The sequence below is a fragment of the Pseudomonas sp. Pseusp18 genome, from assembly GCF_059506005.1.
This window is the reverse complement of the sequence record NZ_CP169240.1, coordinates 2,066,256-2,085,860: the sequence shown is the minus strand read 5'-3', so window position 1 is coordinate 2,085,860 and position 19,605 is coordinate 2,066,256. Positions and strand designations below refer to the sequence as shown.

General features: G+C 56.9%; 19 protein-coding genes and 1 pseudogene. 10 read left to right on the top strand and 10 right to left on the bottom strand.

The window, feature by feature from the left end; genetic code table 11:
• Window positions 1-268 precede the first annotated feature (268 nt).
• Both ACEN9A_RS09260 and ACEN9A_RS09255 read left to right on the top strand, forming a co-directional pair.
• The gene (locus ACEN9A_RS09260; protein WP_258673075.1) at window positions 269-1,525 is read left to right on the top strand and encodes a hypothetical protein; all 1,257 of its coding nucleotides are present in this window, start codon (window positions 269-271) and stop codon (window positions 1,523-1,525) included.
• Between the two features lie 125 nt (window positions 1,526-1,650).
• Window positions 1,651-2,223: a hypothetical protein gene (locus ACEN9A_RS09255; RefSeq protein ID WP_413388381.1), complete on the top strand. Its 573-nt coding sequence runs from the start codon at window positions 1,651-1,653 to the stop codon at window positions 2,221-2,223.
• 285 nt (window positions 2,224-2,508) lie between these two features.
• On the opposite strand, the pseudogene ACEN9A_RS09250 reads toward ACEN9A_RS09255, so the two are convergent.
• A pseudogene (locus tag ACEN9A_RS09250) lies at window positions 2,509-2,820 on the bottom strand (malate:quinone oxidoreductase); the annotation flags it as partial.
• Window positions 2,821-2,920: 100 nt separating this feature from the next.
• Between ACEN9A_RS09250 and ACEN9A_RS09245 the strand changes: the two are divergent.
• From ACEN9A_RS09245 to ACEN9A_RS09230, 4 genes are all read left to right on the top strand, one after another.
• Window positions 2,921-3,433 carry a type VI secretion system amidase effector protein Tae4 gene (locus ACEN9A_RS09245; RefSeq protein ID WP_258673074.1) on the top strand — a complete coding sequence of 171 codons (513 nt, stop codon included), beginning with the start codon at window positions 2,921-2,923 and terminating at the stop codon, window positions 3,431-3,433.
• A complete protein-coding gene (locus ACEN9A_RS09240; RefSeq protein ID WP_258673073.1) occupies window positions 3,430-3,672 on the top strand; it encodes a hypothetical protein in 243 nt (80 codons plus the stop codon). Before ACEN9A_RS09245 ends, ACEN9A_RS09240 begins: the two co-directional genes overlap by 4 nt.
• Window positions 3,673-3,811: 139 nt before the next feature.
• Entirely contained in the window at window positions 3,812-4,282 is a 471-nt protein-coding gene (locus ACEN9A_RS09235) for a hypothetical protein (protein ID WP_258673071.1), read from the top strand.
• Window positions 4,283-4,311: 29 nt separating this feature from the next.
• Window positions 4,312-4,935 (top strand): hypothetical protein, encoded by a 624-nt coding sequence (locus tag ACEN9A_RS09230; RefSeq protein WP_019649435.1) that lies wholly within the window; start codon window positions 4,312-4,314, stop codon window positions 4,933-4,935.
• 164 nt (window positions 4,936-5,099) lie between these two features.
• On the opposite strand, the gene mqo is transcribed toward ACEN9A_RS09230, so the two are convergent.
• The 4 genes from mqo to ACEN9A_RS09210 all read right to left on the bottom strand — a co-directional run bounded on the left by mqo (window position 5,100) and on the right by ACEN9A_RS09210 (window position 10,029).
• Complete coding sequence (gene mqo / locus ACEN9A_RS09225) at window positions 5,100-6,740, bottom strand: malate dehydrogenase (quinone) (protein ID WP_019649436.1); 1,641 nt, start codon at window positions 6,738-6,740, stop codon at window positions 5,100-5,102.
• Between the two features lie 318 nt (window positions 6,741-7,058).
• The gene (locus ACEN9A_RS09220; protein WP_258673069.1) at window positions 7,059-7,769 is read right to left on the bottom strand and encodes a GNAT family N-acetyltransferase; all 711 of its coding nucleotides are present in this window, start codon (window positions 7,767-7,769) and stop codon (window positions 7,059-7,061) included.
• Between the two features lie 77 nt (window positions 7,770-7,846).
• Complete coding sequence (locus tag ACEN9A_RS09215; RefSeq protein ID WP_258673068.1) at window positions 7,847-8,416, bottom strand: YceI family protein; 570 nt, start codon at window positions 8,414-8,416, stop codon at window positions 7,847-7,849.
• Window positions 8,417-8,697: 281 nt separating this feature from the next.
• Window positions 8,698-10,029, bottom strand: a complete 1,332-nt coding sequence (locus ACEN9A_RS09210; protein WP_258673067.1) for an aminotransferase-like domain-containing protein — start codon at window positions 10,027-10,029, stop codon at window positions 8,698-8,700.
• Window positions 10,030-10,119: 90 nt separating this feature from the next.
• Between ACEN9A_RS09210 and ACEN9A_RS09205 the strand changes: the two genes are divergently transcribed.
• Both ACEN9A_RS09205 and ACEN9A_RS09200 read left to right on the top strand, forming a co-directional pair.
• Complete coding sequence (locus ACEN9A_RS09205) at window positions 10,120-11,016, top strand: DMT family transporter (protein WP_258673066.1); 897 nt, start codon at window positions 10,120-10,122, stop codon at window positions 11,014-11,016.
• A gap of 142 nt (window positions 11,017-11,158) precedes the next feature.
• Window positions 11,159-11,704 carry an Hsp20/alpha crystallin family protein gene (locus ACEN9A_RS09200; protein ID WP_026345838.1) on the top strand — a complete coding sequence of 182 codons (546 nt, stop codon included), beginning with the start codon at window positions 11,159-11,161 and terminating at the stop codon, window positions 11,702-11,704.
• A 76-nt stretch (window positions 11,705-11,780) separates the two neighbouring features.
• Here the strand turns inward: ACEN9A_RS09200 and ACEN9A_RS09195 are convergent, their stop codons facing one another.
• From ACEN9A_RS09195 to ACEN9A_RS09185, 3 genes are all read right to left on the bottom strand, one after another.
• On the bottom strand, window positions 11,781-13,148 hold the full coding sequence (locus ACEN9A_RS09195; protein ID WP_258673065.1) for an MBL fold metallo-hydrolase RNA specificity domain-containing protein: 1,368 nt from the start codon (window positions 13,146-13,148) through the stop codon (window positions 11,781-11,783).
• A 79-nt stretch (window positions 13,149-13,227) separates the two neighbouring features.
• Window positions 13,228-14,163 (bottom strand): universal stress protein, encoded by a 936-nt coding sequence (locus tag ACEN9A_RS09190; protein ID WP_258673064.1) that lies wholly within the window; start codon window positions 14,161-14,163, stop codon window positions 13,228-13,230.
• Between the two features lie 105 nt (window positions 14,164-14,268).
• Window positions 14,269-15,189, bottom strand: a complete 921-nt coding sequence (locus ACEN9A_RS09185) for a universal stress protein (protein WP_019649444.1) — start codon at window positions 15,187-15,189, stop codon at window positions 14,269-14,271.
• Window positions 15,190-15,413: 224 nt separating this feature from the next.
• Between ACEN9A_RS09185 and ACEN9A_RS09180 the strand changes: the two genes are divergently transcribed.
• Entirely contained in the window at window positions 15,414-15,980 is a 567-nt protein-coding gene (locus ACEN9A_RS09180) for a GNAT family N-acetyltransferase (RefSeq protein WP_258673063.1), read from the top strand.
• Between the two features lie 62 nt (window positions 15,981-16,042).
• On the opposite strand, the gene ACEN9A_RS09175 is transcribed toward ACEN9A_RS09180, so the two are convergent.
• Window positions 16,043-16,960: a universal stress protein gene (locus tag ACEN9A_RS09175; protein WP_192351359.1), complete on the bottom strand. Its 918-nt coding sequence runs from the start codon at window positions 16,958-16,960 to the stop codon at window positions 16,043-16,045.
• A 107-nt stretch (window positions 16,961-17,067) separates the two neighbouring features.
• Window positions 17,068-18,306, bottom strand: a complete 1,239-nt coding sequence (locus ACEN9A_RS09170) for an MgtC/SapB family protein (RefSeq protein WP_019649447.1) — start codon at window positions 18,304-18,306, stop codon at window positions 17,068-17,070.
• A 259-nt stretch (window positions 18,307-18,565) separates the two neighbouring features.
• Between ACEN9A_RS09170 and ACEN9A_RS09165 the strand changes: the two genes are divergently transcribed.
• Entirely contained in the window at window positions 18,566-19,486 is a 921-nt protein-coding gene (locus ACEN9A_RS09165) for a universal stress protein (RefSeq protein ID WP_258673062.1), read from the top strand.
• Window positions 19,487-19,605 lie beyond the last annotated feature (119 nt).

The window sequence follows — 19,605 nt, the reverse complement described above, 5'->3', positions numbered from 1 at the left end:
AGATACCGTCCTGAACCTCATCTACTCCTGCGGATCAATCTGACCCAACAGTATATTGACGTCAAAAAACAGAAGTCGCGCGATTACAGCTGAGGGGTTGGGCGTGAAATATAGACCTATGATTTATATAGACTTTTAAAAAAGTCGGAATTGGTAGCGCAGAGTTATCTAGAGGCTTCTATTATTTCGTTACCGCCGAATTCGGCCCAATCATTGTTATGCGTCAACGACAACGCAAGCCCTTGATCAATAATTATGGGAGGGTAACATGTCGACAAAAAAAATAACTGCCTTACTCGTGCTGGCTTTTAGCTTTTTCGGAGTGACGAGTTGTGCCAACATAAGAAATTATTCAGAAGTCTCAAGCGAAAGAAATAATAGCATTGTTCCTGATATTGACTATTATGACCTCGCATACAATGTAGATATTATTGTGCTTCCTGCAGAAATAAAAACCAAAGAAAATGCAGATACAGACAACAACTTTTCAGGTGAATTACAAATTTCAAACTGGGGAAATTCCATCAAGAATGCGACCCAAAAAGAAATTCATAACAGTGATCGTTTTATCGAATTTGGAAAATACAGCGGCCGCATTGAAATAAGTACAGAAATATCTTCAGTATCTATAAGCAACGCCCGAGGCGGGACTCGATCGAAATGCAATGTTGTTTACACATATAAAGATTTAGCGGCAGGAAAATTGCTCTCCCGGCATGACAGTGCCATTGAATTAATAGCACCACCCTCTGCCATACCCAAAACCAGTAATAGCTTTTCTTACAGCCTTGATCAACTGACATACGCTATTGCTCGCGAGGCGATTTCTGGCCTCATTCGATTGTCGCCTGTTGCCGATATCCAGCTAACGCAGAAGCAAGTGAAATTTTATAATTCAAATATCAAAAGAAAACCCAACCAAATTATTAGCTATGTGCCGATCGACACTCTTATTCACAAGAACAAAAAAGAACTAAACTCTGCTTTTTCAATGGCTAAGAAAACGCAAAAAAATGGTAATAAGTCGACAAAGAAAAACAAACCAACAGTTAAAGTAGACACCGTCTCCGCTCCCGCCGCCCGCCCTCTGGAATCTAATAAAGCTAGCGACACACCCACCGCAAACACCGTGACATCGAGTGACCACCCTGTCAGTCAGAACTCAAGCCAGGCTGCGACTGAAAATAAGAAAGACGATAGTAATTCAAGCGAAATAGCTAGTTCATCGGAGCGTTTGAAGGATGGGACCATTAAAAACGATGAGCCCAATGATGACAGCAGTGGATATATAGCCACCCCGGAAAACCATCAACCTCAAATCGATGTATCGGCAGAGCAAGAAAGAGCACTGGATGAATGCTTGAAAAAGGAAAAAGAAAAGTTACAGGGCGCGACTGACAATGCCGCTTCACGTAACGGATATACAACCGTGTCGGGACTCTATCAACCTCAAAACAAGATATTAGCAGTGCAAGAAAGAGCAATGGATGAATGCTTGAAGAAGGCAAAGGCAAAATTACGGTGAGCGACTGGCAATGCTGCTTCACGTACCGGATATACAGTCGCGCCGGGACGCCACCAACCTCAGAGCATTCAAACAAACTCCACAGCACCAAAGAATATATGGATTCAAGAACGACGAGGGACACAATGAGCAACTCATTCTTGGCTTTCATAATACAATGGACAAGTGCAACTCTTCTGATACTGATTATTCTTCGATGGTTCATGAAAGAGCAGATGAAGGAACGGACGACTGAGGAATCAGGACTCTTGAGACTACCGAGAGGCGTCCTTATTGTTGGCCTTACTTGCCTCTTGGGATCCTCCGCCTTGGCAATCATCTCAAATATCATCAGCAATAAAACGACTACTGCGTGGACAACGGCTGGCTTTCTCAGCTTTGCGCTACTGGGACTCTATCTAGTTGCCGTTTATTTTCTCGAACGACACGAAGTCTCGGAGCATGGCCTTACATTCGGCCGAGTGTTCCGAAAGCACGGATATTTAAGTTGGGTCGAGGTTTGTAGTGTTCGATACTCTAGGGAGATGAATTACTTTCGGCTGGAAACGCATATGGGCAGTGTCGCGCGGATCTCGATCCTCTTCATGGGACTTCCCGAATTTGCAAAGCTGGTCCTCGTTAACGTCCCCCTTGAAATGATAGAACCTGGAACCTTGCCGGTTTTGGAAGCAATCGCAAACCGCAGCCCTGTTCAGTAAGGGAGGCGAAGATTTTTGGATTCAGAAAAGCAGGCGTATTACGCAAGGTTTGAGGCTACGGATAAATGGAAAAAAAGCCTGGAATTGATACATGACGATGAGTGAAACCGCTCTCCTCAGGTCTGCTTCACAGCCCAACGGGGGCAAGCCCCCTCGCCACAAAAAACGCGCCAAACTCAGGTATTGCGCTACCTGCCAGAGCTAAATCCCAGACACAAAAAAAGCCCACTGACCGTCACCGGTCCAGTGGGCTTTTGACAGGGCCTCTAGTTACAGAGCCATATCCGGCGGCGGAGTCAGCTCCAGCACCTTGGCGGCGTAAGCCCACTCTTGAGCCACTTTCTCAGGTCTGCTGCTCAGCTGAGTGCCATAGCTAGGCACGATCTGGTGCAGTTTTTCCTGCCAGGCTGGGGTGGCAACCTTGTCCTTGAACACTTTCTGCAGCACGGTCAGCAGACCGGCGATGGTGCCGTCAGCGGAAGCAACGATTTCGGTACCCAACTTCAGCACGCCACCCGCGGCTTCATCACGCTTGATGATTTGCACGCGTTGACCGGCTTGCCACAGACTGCCCTTCCCTACGGCAGGGTGAGGGAATATTCCGATTTTTCCATTGACCTCTGAGAGGTCTCTTCAGCAAATAGGACGTTCTGCTAGGCTAGCCGTCAGGATTAAAGGGCCACAGGGAGAAGGCAGGGTGCTCACATTCGACACGTTATGGAAAAACCACCCAGAAATATTTGGAGACGCAGCTCCGTGCAGAACCAACGGCGCCAAAAACTTCAGTGATCAGTGTGCTATCAACCTCGGCGTGGCACTACGCCGGGCAGGTGCTGATCTCGGCAAGCTCAAGGATGTCCGCCACTGTTGGCAGCACCCCAAGAGCGAAGGGCATGTATTGGCAGCAGAAGAAATCGCGCAGGCGTTAAGCCAAGCCAAAATACTCGGGCTGCATGCCGTCAAAAAGATAAAGCCGAAGGACTTCGAAGATGATCTTGAAGGGCAACAAGGCATCATTTTCTTCAAGGATTTCTGGCGCCGAGGAAACGAGACCTTCGGCAATCGCAGCGGCGATCATATCGATCTATGGAACGGGCGTAGACTCACGGACTGGCTGAGCTACCCTCGTATTCAGTTGGGTTTTTCCATTGAGGGCAGTTTCTCCGACTACCACGAGTCGAAGGAAATATGGTTTTGGAAGGTCATATGAAAATTGTTAAAGGGGCATTGTTCGTCATCCTTGTTGTTGCCCTGGCCGTTGGGGCGTTTAATTTGATATTCGTGGCAGTGTCTGGCTACTTTGGGCCGTTCTACGAGAGTGAGGCAGACCAAAGTCGAAACTTTGCGATTTGGCTTTTGGGTAATGCGGGGGTTGGGTTGCTTTCGGTTGTCATGGGTGTCGTTTTGTATCGGCGATATCTGCGACACGCGAACAACACGAACACATAGGAGCTGCCGAAGGCTGCGATCTTTTGATCTTTCAATCTTAAAAACACAAAAGCCCCGCCCCACATAAATGGGACAGGGCTTTTTACTACACAACACGCTGAACCAACGCCCCCAAGCCGCGCCAGGGGATATGGCTGTAGTGGAAGAAGCTTCAATCTCTGAGCAAGGACGTTTCGTTCGATTACTTTGTGAGCCCCGACCCGACTATCCCGAATGGCGTACCTCATTTCGTGAGGAAGGGCTGACCTACGAATTGCTTGCTAAATCCAACGCTTACAATGGCCTAGCCCTAATCGGTAAAAAATTCTCAATGCCCAACCGTTACTACCACGAAATCTGGCTATGCCCTGACGAAAACGGCCAGCAACTCCCCTCCTGCATCTCCCTCGGCCCATCCGGTGATGCCGCCAGAAACCTCAACGAGTCCGGCAGTGAATGCATATGGATTTTCTGGGCTACTTCCCACATTGAAGCAATGCAGATTTACTACGACTTTCTGGATTTCGGAACGTATCGAACCGAGTTTCCAGAGGACTCGGAGCCCTACCCGGACGCGTGGATAGCGGAACAGCACGCCTATCTGTCAGCGCACAAGAACGGACAAGGTTGATTGGTTATCTCAAGGATCGAGGACAGGGAATGAGCATTTTCAATCGCATCAAGACCTTCGTAAGGCGCGACCAAGAGGAGCAAATCGTCGGTTACTCCATACCGGAATTGAAGTCAGTTTTTATCGTCCCGTTACGACACCTCACTCGGCCTCTGACCGATTATCCGCAGGCGGTGTCTTTGGAGGGTTTCGGTGTCTCGGCCTATTACTCTGCGTTACTAATCGACCATGAATACGCTCATAAATTTTCGACACTCGTCGAATCGAATTTCAGATTCGAGGCTGAAAAGCCATTCAACGACCATCCCGTAAAGCGCTACTCAGACATCCGGAAAAACGAACACCTGATCTATTTCAAATCCAGTGGAGAATTTAACGCCACAACGATTCGGATGGTTACCAACAGCGTCGTTTTTCTGAACGTCATTCAGGATGAAAAATTGGCCGTTCCGCCGCCCTGGGTAGCGTTCGAGGGATACAACCCTTCCTGGTGGGGAGGCGATATGCAAGGCGCTCAGGGTTACTACAACGACAACTACTTCCTCCCCTTCTTCACTCAACTGAGTGATTCAGAAAAGCAGGAGTACTACGCAAGGTTTGAGGCTACGGATGAATGGATAAAAAGCCTGGAATTGATGTACGACGATGAGTGAAGCCGTCCTATCCAGGTCTGCTCCGCAGCCCAACGGGGGCAAGCCCCCTCGCCACAAAAAACGCGCCAAACTCAGGTGTTGCGCTACCTGCCAGAGCTGAATCCCAGACACAAAAAAGCCCACTGACCGTCACCGGTTCAGTGGGCTTTCGATAAGGCCTCTAGTTACAGAGCCATATCCGTCGCAGCATTCTCTTTCACAGCCTTAGGCTTCTCAGCCGGAGCAGCAGGAGTCGCTGCCTGACCAATCACCGGTGGCGGAGTCAGCTCCAGCACCTTGGCGGTGTAAGCCCACTCTTGAGCCACTTTCTCAGGGCTGTTGTTCAGCTGAGTGCCATAGCTTGGCACGATCTGGTGCAGTTTTTCCTGCCAGGCTGGGGTGGCAACCTTGTCCTTGAACACTTTCTGCAGCACGGTCAGCATGATCGGTGCGGCAGTCGATGCACCTGGCGATGCGCCCAGCAGGCCGGCGATGGTGCCGTCAGCGGAAGCAACGATTTCGGTACCCAGCTTCAGCACGCCACCGGCGGCTTCATCACGCTTGATGATTTGCACGCGCTGGCCGGCTTGCCACAGGCGCCAGTCTTCGGCTTTGGCGTTCGGGAAGTATTCTTTCAGGGCGTTGAGGCGGTCTTCGTCAGACAGCATCAGTTGGCCTGCGAGGTACTCGACCAGCGGGTATTCCTTGATGCCGACGCGGGTCATTGGCCACACGTTGTGTGTGGTGGTGGTGGTCAGCAGGTCCAGGTACGAGCCTTCTTTGAGGAACTTGGTGCTGAAGGTCGCGAATGGGCCAAACAGGATGACGCGCTTGCCGTCCAGGACACGGGTGTCCAGGTGCGGAACCGACATTGGCGGTGCGCCAACGGAGGCTTTGCCGTAGGCCTTGGCCAGGTGTTGTTCGGCGATGGCCGGGTTATCGGTGACCAGGAACGAGCCGCCAACCGGGAAGCCTGCGTATTCCTGGGCTTCAGGAATACCGGACTTCTGCAGCAGGTGCAGTGCACCGCCGCCCGCGCCGATGAACACGAACTTGGCGTCGGTTTCGGTTTTGGTGCCGTCTTTCAGGTTTTTGTAGCTGACACGCCAGCTGCCGTCTGCGTTCTTGGTGATGTCTTGCACTTCGCTAGACAACTTCAAGTCGAATTTCGGCGTGGTTTGCAGGTGCGCAACGAACTGGCGGGTGATCTCGCCAAAGTTCATGTCGGTACCGATCGGGCTCCAGGTGGCCGCGACTTTCTGGTTCGGGTCACGCCCTTCCATCATCAGCGGAACCCACTTCTTGATCACAGCCGGGTCTTCGGAGTACTGCATGCCGGCGAACAGCGGGCTCGCTTGCAGGGCTTCGTAGCGCTTCTTCAGGAACTTGATGTTGTCATCGCCCCACACAAAGCTCATGTGCGGAGTGGAGTTGATGAACGAACGCGGGTTCTTCAGCACGCCTTGCTGAACCTGCCAGGCCCAGAACTGACGGGAGATCTGGAAAGCTTCGTTGATTTCAACGGCTTTCGCGATCTGGACGTTGCCCTTGTCGTCTTCCGGGGTGTAGTTCAGCTCGGCCAGGGCGGAGTGACCGGTACCGGCGTTGTTCCAGCCGTTGGAGCTTTCCTGGGCGACGCCGTCGAGGCGCTCGACCATTTCCATCGACAAGTCGGGTTCCAGCTCATTGAGCCATACACCCAGCGTTGCACTCATGATGCCGCCGCCAATGAGCAGCACATCGACTTTCTTTGCCTCCGCGTAAGCGGACGTGATCCCCATCGACAAAGCCAGCCCCAGCAGGGCTGTGTTCAGTTTCTTAAACATCTGTAACACCTATGATAAACGCCATCCGCCTCCAATTCCCGATCATGAGCAACCCAGGTGTACGGGTACGCAGGCAGCGTGCCGTGGGTTCCTGCACTTACAAGAGTTTGAAGGTGGGCACACAAGGCCGACGTGTCTCCATCGACCTCAGTTATATGTCCCTCGTGCACTGACTTCTTATCATTATTGGCTCAGCTACTTGAGCGACATTGATTCTGTCGCACGTCTGTGGACGTACGAACCGAATAAGTCAAACCAAGTTAATGCGACAGAATATCACGCCTCGGCCAGCCTGCGCGCCCGAAAGGACTCGACAGTCTAGACGGGACGAGACCCGCGCTCGGCGTTTTTGCTCAAACGATCCAGCACAAACGCCTTGGCGTTGCGCGTCATTTGGTCGAGATGCCGGTCGCGCTGCTTTTCTGCATCGATCATTGCCCGCTTGCCGTGTTTTTGCAGCAGATACGTATGTATCTGCCGCACCTCCAAAGAACTGTAGATCGAGGTGACATCCAACAGGCCCATCAGGCCTTCAGTGGCGTGATCACGGGTGTTCATCAGCACCTGAGTGCCGCGCACGCCCAGTACTTGAAAGCCCATCGACTCGAACCAGGGCACCTTGGCGACGGTGCACGTCAACTCGGCATGCGGGTAGCGACCGAGCATGTCTTGCAGCATCGCCCGCGCGACACCCTGTCGCCGGTGACTGGCCTGCACCGCCATGTACGCCACGCCGCAGGCCTCGGGATCGTCCTTGACCGGCAGGTACAGCAAAAACCCGATGACCTTCTCGGGATCTTCGTCATCCATGGCAACGATCAATTCGACCGCAATGCCTTTGGCGCCGCCGAGCGCTTCCAGGTACAGATGAACCTCATAGCCCACCGCGTATTGATAGACGTTGTACAACGGGTTGCTCGGCGCGATGCCTACCATGCTGATGTCGGTCAGGTTGTCGACGACCATCTGCAGAATCTGGCTGTTGATGGGCTCCGGGCATGGAGTGGCAAAGTGGGTGAGCTGGGGCATTGCGTTTCTGACTCCGGATCAAGGCTTACTGAACATCAGCCCGGCCATTGTCACAGATCGAGCCCCTCGCAGGAAAATCAACGCTGCGGCGCGACGATGCGAAAGCGGATGTCGATGTCGTTGGAGACCACCGTATCGGCCCACTCCCCCTCCCCGATCTTGAAGTCGCTGCGTTTGAGAATGATATTACCGTCGAAAATCCCGATGGCCTGCTCCGGCTTCAACAGCACCTTTACCTGCAGCTCACGCGTCATGCCCCTGAGGTTAAGTTTGCCGGTGATCAAAAAGCGTTGATTGCCCAGCGCTTTCACCCGGGTCGATTCAAAGGTCGCCACCGGATAATCCGCCGTGTTGAACCAGGCCGGCTTTTGCAGCTCGGTATTGGCATCGCTGCTGCCGGCGTCGATGCTGGCAAGGTCGATGGTCAGCCTGGCGTGGGCCGCGGTGGGGTTTGCCGTGTCGAAATCGAGCGTGGCGTAGAATTTACCGAAGGTGCCGTACACCCTCGAACCGAATTGGTTATAGGTGAAGGAGATCTTGCTGGCGGTGGTGTTGACCCGGGTGTATTCAACGGCTTGGGCACAGGGCAAGACGCCGATCGTGAGGATGGCGAGCAATGCGGCTAAACGCGGGAATCGAAGAGACATGGAATTCTCCGGGTGGAATGCCCTTCAGGGATTGAAGTGCTGCACCCGTGTGGCTGCGATAGCTGGACTTAAGCAAATATTCGGAGGTTATTCCAGCCAAACTACGCTCCGTAGCAGCTGCCGAGCTCGCGAGGCTGCGTTCGGCTGCGCAGCAGTCGTAAAATCAGGCACTGCGGTCCGTCAGGCACATTGTGCATTCAGGGTTCACGACTGCTGCGCAGCCGAACGCAGGCTTCGCCAGCTGCTACGGAGCGCATCACAACTTAAGAATTCGTCTGTCACTATGTATAAGCCCCCACCACCCACTTCACTTTCTCCAGCGCCTCCCTGAGCGCCCCCATCTCCACGGAGCCCAGCGCAAGACGAAACGCATGCGGAACGTTGGCCGACGTGGCAAACGGTTCGGCGGTTGAAACCGAGACGTTTTCCCGCATCAACGCCATGGCGATCTGGTCGGCCCGTGCGTCTTCCGACAATGGCAGCCAAAGAAAATACGACGACGGATGGCGAATACAGCGCAGCCCCGCCAGTACCTCGCCGGCCACGATTTGCCTGGCCTGCGCGTCCCGGCGCTTTTCGGCTTCCAATTGCATGACAGTGCCGTCGTCAAGCCAGGTGGTGGCAATCGCCGTCATCACACCCGGGGTATTCCAGGTGGTCGCTTTGATTGTGCGCTCCAGCGCGGGCACGTTCTGCAGGGGGGCGGCGACGAAGCCGACGCGCAGTCCGGTGGCCACGCTTTTGGAGAGCCCTGACACGTAAATCGTCCTCTCGGGGGCGAGTACCGCCAATGGCGCGGGCGGATTCTCCGCGAGAAAGGCGTAAGCGGCGTCTTCAATGATCAGCAGCCCATGCTCGCGTGCAATCGTCACCAGGTATTCCCGTTGCTCGGCACTCATCACCCAGCCCAGCGGATTGTGCAGGGTCGGCATCGTGTACACGGCCCGCACGCGTCGATGCCGGCACAGACTTTCCAGCGCTTGCAGATCCGGCCCGTGATCGAGCACCGGAATGGGCACGATTTCAAGGTGCAGCGTGTCGGCCAGGGCCTTGAACCCCGGGTAGGTCAATGCGTCCGCGGCAATCACGTCACCGGGTTGCAACAGCGCCATCATCGTCACCGCCAGCCCTTGCTGGGCGCCGGTGACGATCAGCACTTGCTCAGCCTCGACCGTCAGCCCTCGAACGCGCAGATGGCGCGCCACAGCGGCGCGCTCATGGGGTCGCCCGGCGTGTGGCTGGTAGCGCAGCAACGCCTCCAGATCGCCGGCCGAGGCGAGCTGACGCAGGGCATTGCGCAACAATTCGGCCTGCCCGGGAAGGGCCGGATAGTTGAAGTTCAGGTCGGTCATGCCGGCGGCAACGCTGTGTTGATCGATAGCTTGGTTGGGCGACCACGAGGTTTCCCTGACGAACGTCCCCCGCCCCGTCTCCCCGCTGACCAGGCCCATGGCTTCCAGCTCCGCATAGACCCGGCTTGCCGTCACCAGGGCCAGGCCTTCCGTGGTCGCCAACTGACGGTGAGTCGGCAGGCGTGTGCCCGGCAACAGGCGCCCTGAGCGAATATCCGCGGCAAACGTATCCACCAGTGATTTGTAGCGGGAACGAGGCATGAGCAGATGTATCCATGACAATATTTTGATTGTATTGAGTTTCGTCCATACGATGCCTTCCATGCAACCTGAGCATGAAGGGGATCCAGAATGGAACGCACATCGAACCTGCAACAGCGCACCACGGAAAAGACCGCGAGCGGATGGCTCAACGGGTTCATTGGCGTGCTCATCTTCAGCGGCTCGCTGCCGGCGACACGGGTGGCCGTTCTACAGTTCGACCCGGTTTTCCTGACGGTTGCCCGGGCCAGTATCGCTGCCATTGTGGCGCTGTGCTTGCTGTTGCTGTTCAAGGAAAAACGCCCGGCCAGGCATCAACTGTTCTCCCTGGCCATCGTGGCCCTGGGCGTTGTATTAGGGTTTCCGCTGTTGACCGCACTGGCGCTGCAATATGTAACGTCTGCGCACTCCATTGTCTTCGTTGGCCTGTTGCCGCTCGCCACCGCAGCGTTCGGTGTCTGGCGCGGTGGCGAGCGGCCTCGGCCGGTGTTCTGGTTCTTCTCGGTGCTGGGCAGCCTGCTGGTGGTGGGGTTTGCCGTCTCCCAGGGCCTGACAGCTTCTCCGGCGGGGGACATTCTGATGTTGCTGGCCATCCTGGCGTGCGGGCTGGGCTATGCCGAAGGTGCGAAGCTTTCCAAGACACTGGGAGGCTGGCAGGTGATTTCCTGGGCCCTGGTGCTGTCGCTGCCCGTCATGGTCCCGCTGACCTGGTTGCTGGCCCCGCCTTCATTCTCGGCAATCACCCCGCCCGCGTGGTTGAGCCTGGCATACGTGTCGCTGTTCAGCATGTTGATCGGCTTTGTGTTCTGGTATCGCGGCCTGGCTCAGGGCGGAATCGCCGCCGTCGGCCAGCTTCAACTGCTGCAGCCGTTTTTTGGCCTGGCGCTGGCGGCCACGTTGCTGCATGAGCAGGTCAGCCTTGGCATGCTGGGGGTGACCGTCGCGGTGATTCTTTGCGTGACCGGGGCACGCAAATTCTCGAAATAGACAGCTCGGTCAGAAACCGACTGTTGGTCGGCCTTCGGGATCGCAGGAAGACTAATCTTTTAATGTAGGGACTGAATTGTCGTGGTGGACCGGCCTCCGGGATGTTACCGGTCCATCGCAGTACTGGAGAGGAGGAATGAAAATGGCCAACTTCGCGAAAAAATTGCCGGTACACACCGACGAAGACAAAACCAGTCGGCAGCCGACGGTACAAGACCCTTGGCGGCCCCTGGAAAAACTGCGTCAACAGGTCGATCACCTGTTCGAAGACTTCAATCGTGGCTCTATGCTGACGCCCTTCAGACGTGGTCTGTTCGATGTCGAACCGTTCTGGAGCCGGGATTTTATCGGTCGAAGCCTACCTGCCGTGGACATCACCGAGAAAAATGAAAGCTTCGAAATAACCGCAGAGCTGCCGGGCATGGACCAGGATAATATCGAGCTCACACTGTCCAATGGCAACCTGATCATCAAGGGTGAAAAGAAAGAGGACAAGGAAGAAAAAAGAACAGGCTATCACCTGTCGGAGCGTCACTATGGCTCCTTTCAGCGGGCATTCAGCCTGCCTAAAGGCGTCGACACCGACAAGATCGAAGCCAGTTTCAACAAAGGTGTGTTGAGCATTTCGCTGCCAAAAAGGCCCGAAGCCATCAGCGCAGATAAACGGGTACCCATCAAATCCCGTTAACTCGCCGAGACCGCCCTTGACGCAACCAGAAGCCCCTTGTCGGGAAACCGGCGAGGGGCTTTTTTGTGGCTGAGCCCTAAAGAGGCCCCGTCAGCTCCACGCTGTCGCGGTACTCCGGCACCGAGACCGACCAGCCCAGCTCCAGGCTGATTCGCCGGCGCAATACATCCGAGGCATTGGGTTCGCCATGTACCACATAGGTGTGTTTCGGCGGCCGCTTGAAGCCGCGCAACCACAGCATGATTTCATCGCAGTCGGCGTGCGCGGACAGGGTTTCCATCGGCACCACTTCGGCGCGGATCGGCACATCCTTGCCGTGAATACGTACCGACGGGGCGCCTGCGATGATCTGCGCGCCGCGGGTGCCGCCCGCCTGAAAGCCCGGCACCAGCAGCGTATTGAGTGGGTTGGGCGCCAGCGCCTTGAGGTGGTGCAGCACCCGCCCGCCAGTGGCCATGCCGCTGGCGGCGATGATCACCGCGGGTGTGCGCTGCTGGTCCAGCTCGATGGAATCTCTGGTGGAGCGCACAAAACGCGTGACACGGCACATGCCTTCGCACTCTTCCAGGGACAACCGGTGTTCACTGCGAAAGCGCTGGTACAAGCGCGTGACGTCGGTGGCCATGGGGCTGTTGAGGTAGATCGGCAGGTCGGGAATCGCGTGTTTCTGTTGCAAGCGATACAGGTGATACATCAGCAATTGCGCGCGACCGACCGCGAACGATGGCACCAGCGTGATGCCGTGGCGCAGTGCGGTACGGGTGATGACCTCGGCCAGTTGATCTTCCGGGGATTCGTCGGGATGCCGACGGTCACCATAGGTCGACTCCACCAGCAGATAATCGGCCTGCTCGATCGTCTCCGGGGCAAACATCAATGGATCGTTCGGCCGCCCCAGATCCCCGGAGAACACCAGGGTCATGCCATCGGCGACGACTTCCACGGTCGCTGCGCCCAGAATATGCCCGGCACCGCGCAACAGAATGCTCATCCCCGGGACAATGTCGACCCGGTGGTGCAACTGCACCGGCCGCAGCAATTTCAATGCCCGCTCGGCGTCTTGCTCGGTGTACAGCGGCAAGGCCGGAGAGTGTTTGGAGAAGCCGTGGCGATTGGCGAACTCGGCCTCTTCTTCCTGCAAGCGGCCGCTGTCGCACAGCAGGATTTTCACCAATTCACAGGTGGCTGGCGTGGCATATACAGGGCCGCGATAGCCGTTGCGCACCAACACCGGCAGGTAGCCGCTGTGATCCAGATGAGCGTGGGTCAGCACAATGGCTTCGAGGTCACGAACCGGCAACTGGAACGGGTCCCAGTTGTGCAAACGCAGTTGTTTATAGCCCTGGAACAGGCCGCAATCGATCAGCACATGCTGGTCGCGATGTTCCAGCAAGTACTTGCTACCCGTGACCGTGCCCGCAGCACCGAGAAATGTCATTCGCATGGCCGTTTCCTTGAGCATTCATGGAGCACTATTGATCGCTCCTTTGCGCTTGTGGGCAGTTGATTTTTATCAATCGAGGTCACACTGGTTCATCTTCTCTGTCGAGCCGGGGCAATGGCTTGATGATCGTCAGGCTGCAGGGCGACCGGTTCAATACGCTTTCCGCCGTACTGCCGATGAATATATCGATCCCGCGATGGTAGGTCGTTCCCAGCACCACCATGTCGAAGGCATGTTGTTGCGCGAAATGGGCAATGACCTTGGGAGGGATGCCGGGCAGCAGATGGCGCCGTTGTTTCTCGACTCCGTAGCGTTCGGCAAGCGCTTCAAAGGCCTCCAACTGGGCATCGTTGACGGCGTCTTCCAAACTGCCATCGAGAGTCGCCGTCGGCACATTCACTTGCGCCTCGCCCAACTCCGACCAGCCGCTGACATTGAGCAGGTGCAAGGTGGCGCCGCAAGATTCGGCCAGGCTCGAAGCCAGGTCGAGAATCCGGTCATTGAGCCCCTGGGTCAGCTCCTCCAGATGGGACAAATCGATGGTCGCCAGTATGCTCAACGGCTTGGGATTTGTGGTATCGATGACCAGGTGCAAGGGCGCCGGACAGTCGCGCAGCAACTGCCAGTCCAGCGGCCGATGGAAAGCACGATCAAGCGCTGATACGCGGTGGGTGTCCTTGATCACCAGGTCTGCATGGAAGTCATTCACGTACTCCAGCAGATGCGCCAGGGTCGGTCTGGCCCACACCACTTCAGTGCTCACTTGCACGCCTTCGCATCGTTGAAACCGGGCTTGCTGCTCCAGCCATTGACGATGTACCTGCAAGTAACCTTCCCGCGCCTGGGCCATTGCGTCGTGGTCAAACAGGCCGGCCGCCGCCAGCGCCTGGACATAATCGAAAGCGACAATGTGCAACACCGCACCGGTTGCACAGGCCAGGGCCCGCGCCCGTTCGAACGCCGGGGTGCGGACCATTTCGGTCGGGGCAATCAATAGCAAACGTTGAATTTTCACCCTCACCCACCTCATCTGGATAGCTTCAGGTTGTGGCTCAAGTATCGGGGGGCTCTCGCCAGGCGGCTCTGATTTTTATCAACTAATGGCCGGCCAGCGATCGGCTTACCACCCGACGCTCGAACCCGGCTGCCTGACCGCCAGAATGCTGCCCGGCACCGAGTACAACGCCCGCTCGGTGTTGCTGCCGATCAAGCGGTCGATCCCCACGCGATGCACAGTGCCCATCACCACCACATCCGCCAGGTATTGCTCGACAAACTCACTGATCACCGGCACCGGCAGGCCCATGACAAAGTGCCGACGCTCGGGAGGAACACCGTAGCGATCCGCCAGGGTGATAAACGCCCGGTGCAGGGATTCGCGCAACTCCTCGACGAAGTCCATGCCCCAGCCACCGGCGATCAGCGGCGCATCGCCATTGAACGCCGGCGACAAGTCATAGGCGTACAGCAGGTGCAGCGGTGCATCGCATTGCAGCGCCAGTGCGTTGGCCGTCTGGATGATGGTGTCGTTCAGGCCACTGATTTGCGTCGCCGGATCGAACGGGTCCACGGCGGCCACGACCCGGTGCGGCAACCCGTAACGGACCTGATTGACCAAGTGCACGGGGATCGTGCATTCGCGCAGCAGATGGCAATCGAGCGGCGTGATGAACACCCGTTTGAGCGCCGGTTCCAGGGTGACATCCTTGATCAGCAGGTCGGGCTTGAGGTCTTCGATTGTCTTCAAAATATCCAGCAGCGGATGGGTGGTGAAGACCGCTTCAACCGTCACGTCCACGCCCTGCCCACTGAGCCGCTCGACCTCGTCGGCCACCCAACGATGACAGTGGCGCAGATAGCGCTGATACCCCGCCTCGTCGATTTTTTCTTCCCATAAATGAACAATCGGTGCCGGATCGACAAAGGCCCGCACATCCAGCGCGGCCCCGCTCGCCTTGGCCAGCGCGACGGCACGGAGCAAGGCAGGAGACTGATGCAGGGTTCGGTCGGCGATCAGCAACAAACGTTGATATTGACCCATCACACACCTCCGCTCGAAACCGGGCCTTACCCGCCGGCATGGGCCAAGACTGCGCCCGTTGCCCCCTCCCCGAGGTTGATTTACATCAAATACCCGCAAATGAACGCCCTCGTGACGGGTGTCTGATCCAGATCAGATTCAAGGGCTGCCAGTGGCGTAGAAAGGAATCAACCGCGTGATGGGTGAATACGCACCGACCTTTCAAACAAGATGGAGGATCATCCATGCTCACTGTCAAAGACCACAATGATCGGGCCGCGGCCGCCTATGCCGCAGTCACTGGAAAATACTGGATCGAAGCGCTCAAGGACGGGCGCCATGTGCTGATCCGGCCACTGCTGGAAAAGGACCGCGAACTTGAATACGCCTTCATCAAGCGCCTGTCGCCCGAGTCCCGGCACATGCGTTTCCTCGCACAGATCAACGAGCCCGGCGCCGCCATGCTCGATCAGTTGATGGACACCGATAACAAACAGCGCATGGCTTACATCGCGCTGGTTCACGAAAACGGCCAATTGATCGAAATCGGCATCAGCCGCTACGCCGCCACGTCGGAACATGAGTGTGAGTGCGCGGTGACAGTCGCCGATGAATGGCAGCATCTGGGCCTCGGCACCGCCTTGATGGAGCATCTGATCAAGGCCGCCCGCAGAAACGGTTTTCAGCAGATGTATTCGATCGACGCGGCAAGCAATACCTCCATGCGCGACCTGGCCAAAGCCTTGGGTTTCGAGAGGCACAATGACCCCAACGACAGCCGTCAGGTCATCCATCGTCTGTATATGTCATAAAGGCCGATTGCCCCACGACGTACCGGCCAACGGTCCGCCGTGGGGCAAGTCTACGTTCAGGGTTACAACGACCTGTCGGGTTTGATCGCCAGCACACTGCAAGGGGCCCGGTGCAAGAGCTGTTCGGCAGTGGTCCCCAATAGCTTGTTCAACCCCGAGTGCTGCACCGTCCCCATCACAATGACATCGGTGTGATGGTCCTCGGCGAACTTGCAAATACTCGGCACTGGCGCACCTTCGATGAAGTGCCGACGCTGCGACGGCACGCCGTGACGCTCGGCCAGCGCCGTGAACGCCTGGTGTTGCGCCGTGCCCATGGCTTCGTAAAGACCGGAGGCCAACGGGAGTGCGCCAACGCCCATGTCCAGGGCATACACGGCTGTCCAGTCATACGCATGCACCAACTCGATCTGCGCCTCACACTGTTCAGCCAGCTTGGTGGCGGCGTCGATAATCTGGTCATTGAATACCAGGTCCTGCTCTTCGCTGCGCAGCACATCGACGATGGCCAGCACGTTACGTGGCCGCGCGTTCCGGGCGTTGGTCACCAGATGCACCGGCACCGGGCAATCGCGCAACAACTGCCAGTCCAGCGGGGTGAAAAACACCCGTTTCAACGCCGACTCTTCCTGGGCGTCCTTGATGATCAGACTCAGCGACATCTCGTTGACGAATTGCAGGATTTCCTCGTAAGGGTGCTGCACCCACACCACCTCGCTGGTGACCTCGACGCCGTGTTTGCTTATCAAATGGGCTTGCTCGGCAAGCCATTGCCGATGGGTTTGCAAATAGCCTTCCCGGGCCTGGGCAATTTGCTCGGGGGCGAACAGGCCGGCGACGGCCAAGGCCTGCAAGTAATCGAATGCCACGATGTGCAGCGGCGATTGCATCGCGCGGGCCAACGCGGCGGCCCGGTCGAACGCAGGAGTACGGGTCATGGAATGGGGGGCGATCAACAGTAAGCGCTGAGTCTGCGACATGGGACACCTCGGCACGCGGCCATCTCGATGCAATGAGTAGAAGCCTAGAGTGATCGCGGCAGATTCAGGCGACTTGATCTTTGTCAGCTACAGCGCTCGGATGCCCGTTAATGCAGCAACATGCCCACCCACATCGCCAACGTCAGCAAGACCTGGCCGGGAATGACATACGCGGCGAACCGTCGCCCACCGCTGATCCAGGCCACCAGGCATTTGCTCAGGGAGTTACTGCTCACGGCAACCAGCGTGGGCCCGGCAATGGCGTCGAACGGCAACAGCCCGGCCTTGGCCAGGGCGCCAATGGACGCCGTCGAAGAATGGGCATCGGCGAAACCGGTGAGCGTCGTCGTGACCATCACGCCCACTTCGCCAAAGTGATTGAGCACCATCGAAGACACAAAGGTAACGCCGGTCATGGTCAGTGCGATGACCAACGCCAGCTTGAGGTTGAACGCACCGCCGACCTTGACCGGCTGATTGTCGCCACTCGCAGGTTTGGGCAACATCAGGCTCAAGCCATACAGCGCCGTGGCGGCGGCACCCAACAACAGCGGCCCCCACATGTAGCGCAATAGACCGATGTCGACCGCCCCCAGGATCAGGCCGACCTGAATGATGGTCGCCAGGTTGGACAGCATCGCTGCCGCACTCAAGACTTTGATGTTGCCTGGCTCCTTGGCGACAAGGTGCCCCATCGCGGCGATGGTCGCGATGCTGGAAGCAAACCCGGAGGCGATGGCGCTGACCACATAGCCGTAACGGGCACCCAGGGTACGAACGGCAATATGCCCGACCGCCCCGACGGCCATCAGCAACACCGTCAGGGTGCAAATGGTGCGCAGATTGATGGCGGCATAGGGGCCGATAAAGCGATCCGGCGCCAATGGCAACACCACCAGGGCCGCGACCAACAGCACCAGACCGTCGCGCATCTCCCCTTCAGTCAATTGGCTGCGCGCAAAATGATGCAGTTTTTGGCGATACGTCAGCAGCCCCGCCACCACCACGCCAATGGCGATGGCCAGTTCGGGCGCGCTGTTACACAACGCCCCCAGTGCCAATACCGTGAATAACGCCACTTCACTGGTGACACCAGGGTCAGTGCCCAGGCTTCGCCAGTAAGCCACAGTGACCAGCAAGGCCACCGAAACCGCCATGATGCCCACCAGCAAACCACCACCGATTTGCATCGCCACATAACCCAGCAATGCGGTGATCGCGAACGTACGCAATCCGGCACAGGCGCGACTGTCCCCACGCCCCTTGTGCCGTTCACGTTCAAGGCCGACGAGCATGCCGATCCCCAGCGCAGCTGCCGCCCCTGCCAGGCCCAAGGTTTCGTTCATGTGATTCCTGTCCGGGTAAGCCACAACCCCAAGACTGCACCGGCATGACGCAGGAGAGATTGATAGTGGTCAATGTTTTATAGATGGACCTGGCGCCCCCCGCCACACGTCGGGCCGCAAGCTGGATCACTCGCCAGATTGATAAAGATCAATCCCGCCCCCCCGGTCATCGGCAGGATAAAAGCCAGAGAACCACTGCCCAAACGCAGCGGTGCCAGTGAGTACAGGAATATCTACGATTATTGACGGGAGTTTGGTCATGTCTGAGCAATCACGCTTCATGCTGGTCGTCTCGCCCCTCATGGAAAACAGCCCCGCGTTCGACCGCGCCGCTGCGTTGGCCAAGGCCTCGGGCGCGGCCCTGCATATCGTCGCCTTCGATTACCTGCAAGGGCTGGCAACGGCGAGCATGGTCAACGAACAAGCGCTGGAGGAGATGCGGCTGGGGTATGTCGAGCGCCATCGGCAATGGCTCGAAGAACAGGCCCGCCCCTTGCGTAAAATCGGCGTGCCCGTCACCACGGAGGTGATCTGGGTTGAACGACCTTTGCAGGAAATCCTCATTCATCTCAAAGAACAGCCGATGGCGGTACTGATCAAGGCACTGGAATACGAGTCGCTGCTGTCACGGATCATGTTCACGCCCCTGGATATTCATTTGCTGCGCGAATGCCCGGTACCGCTGCATTTTGTCAGCCACGTGAAGCACGCGCTGCCGCGCAAAATCGTCGCCGCGGTCGATCCCTTCCATAGCAATACCCAGTACAAGGATTTCAACGACAGGATTTTGCGCGAGGCCTCAAAACTGGCCAGCAGCTGTAACGCCCAGCTCGACGTAATCTACGCCCACGACCTTTCATCCCTCAGTGCGGACGAGTTCGATTTCGACAGTAGCTCAGCGCTGTTTGCCCCAGGCAAGGCCAAGACGTTATTCGATGCCCAGGCCGATGCCTTCCGCGAACTGGCCGAGCGCAATGGTATTGCGCCAGAGCAGCAGCACATGATCATGGGCAACCCGACCAAGGTTCTTACCCAATACGCCGATGCCTACGACATCGACGTACTTGTCATGGGCCGGGTCGGCCACCGGGGCGTGGGCCGACTGGTGGGCAGCACGGTGGAGCATCTGCTGTACAAAATGCCGTGCAGTGTCTGGGTGGTTTCACCTGAGGAACTGTAGAGAGCTATTTCGTGCCGATCAAAGCCGAGTGACCGCTGGCCCGGCCCTTTGTCGGGAAGCCGGCAGGGGGCTTTTTTTTGAGAGGGAGCGGATCAAAAATGTGTAAGTCAGCACGGCCT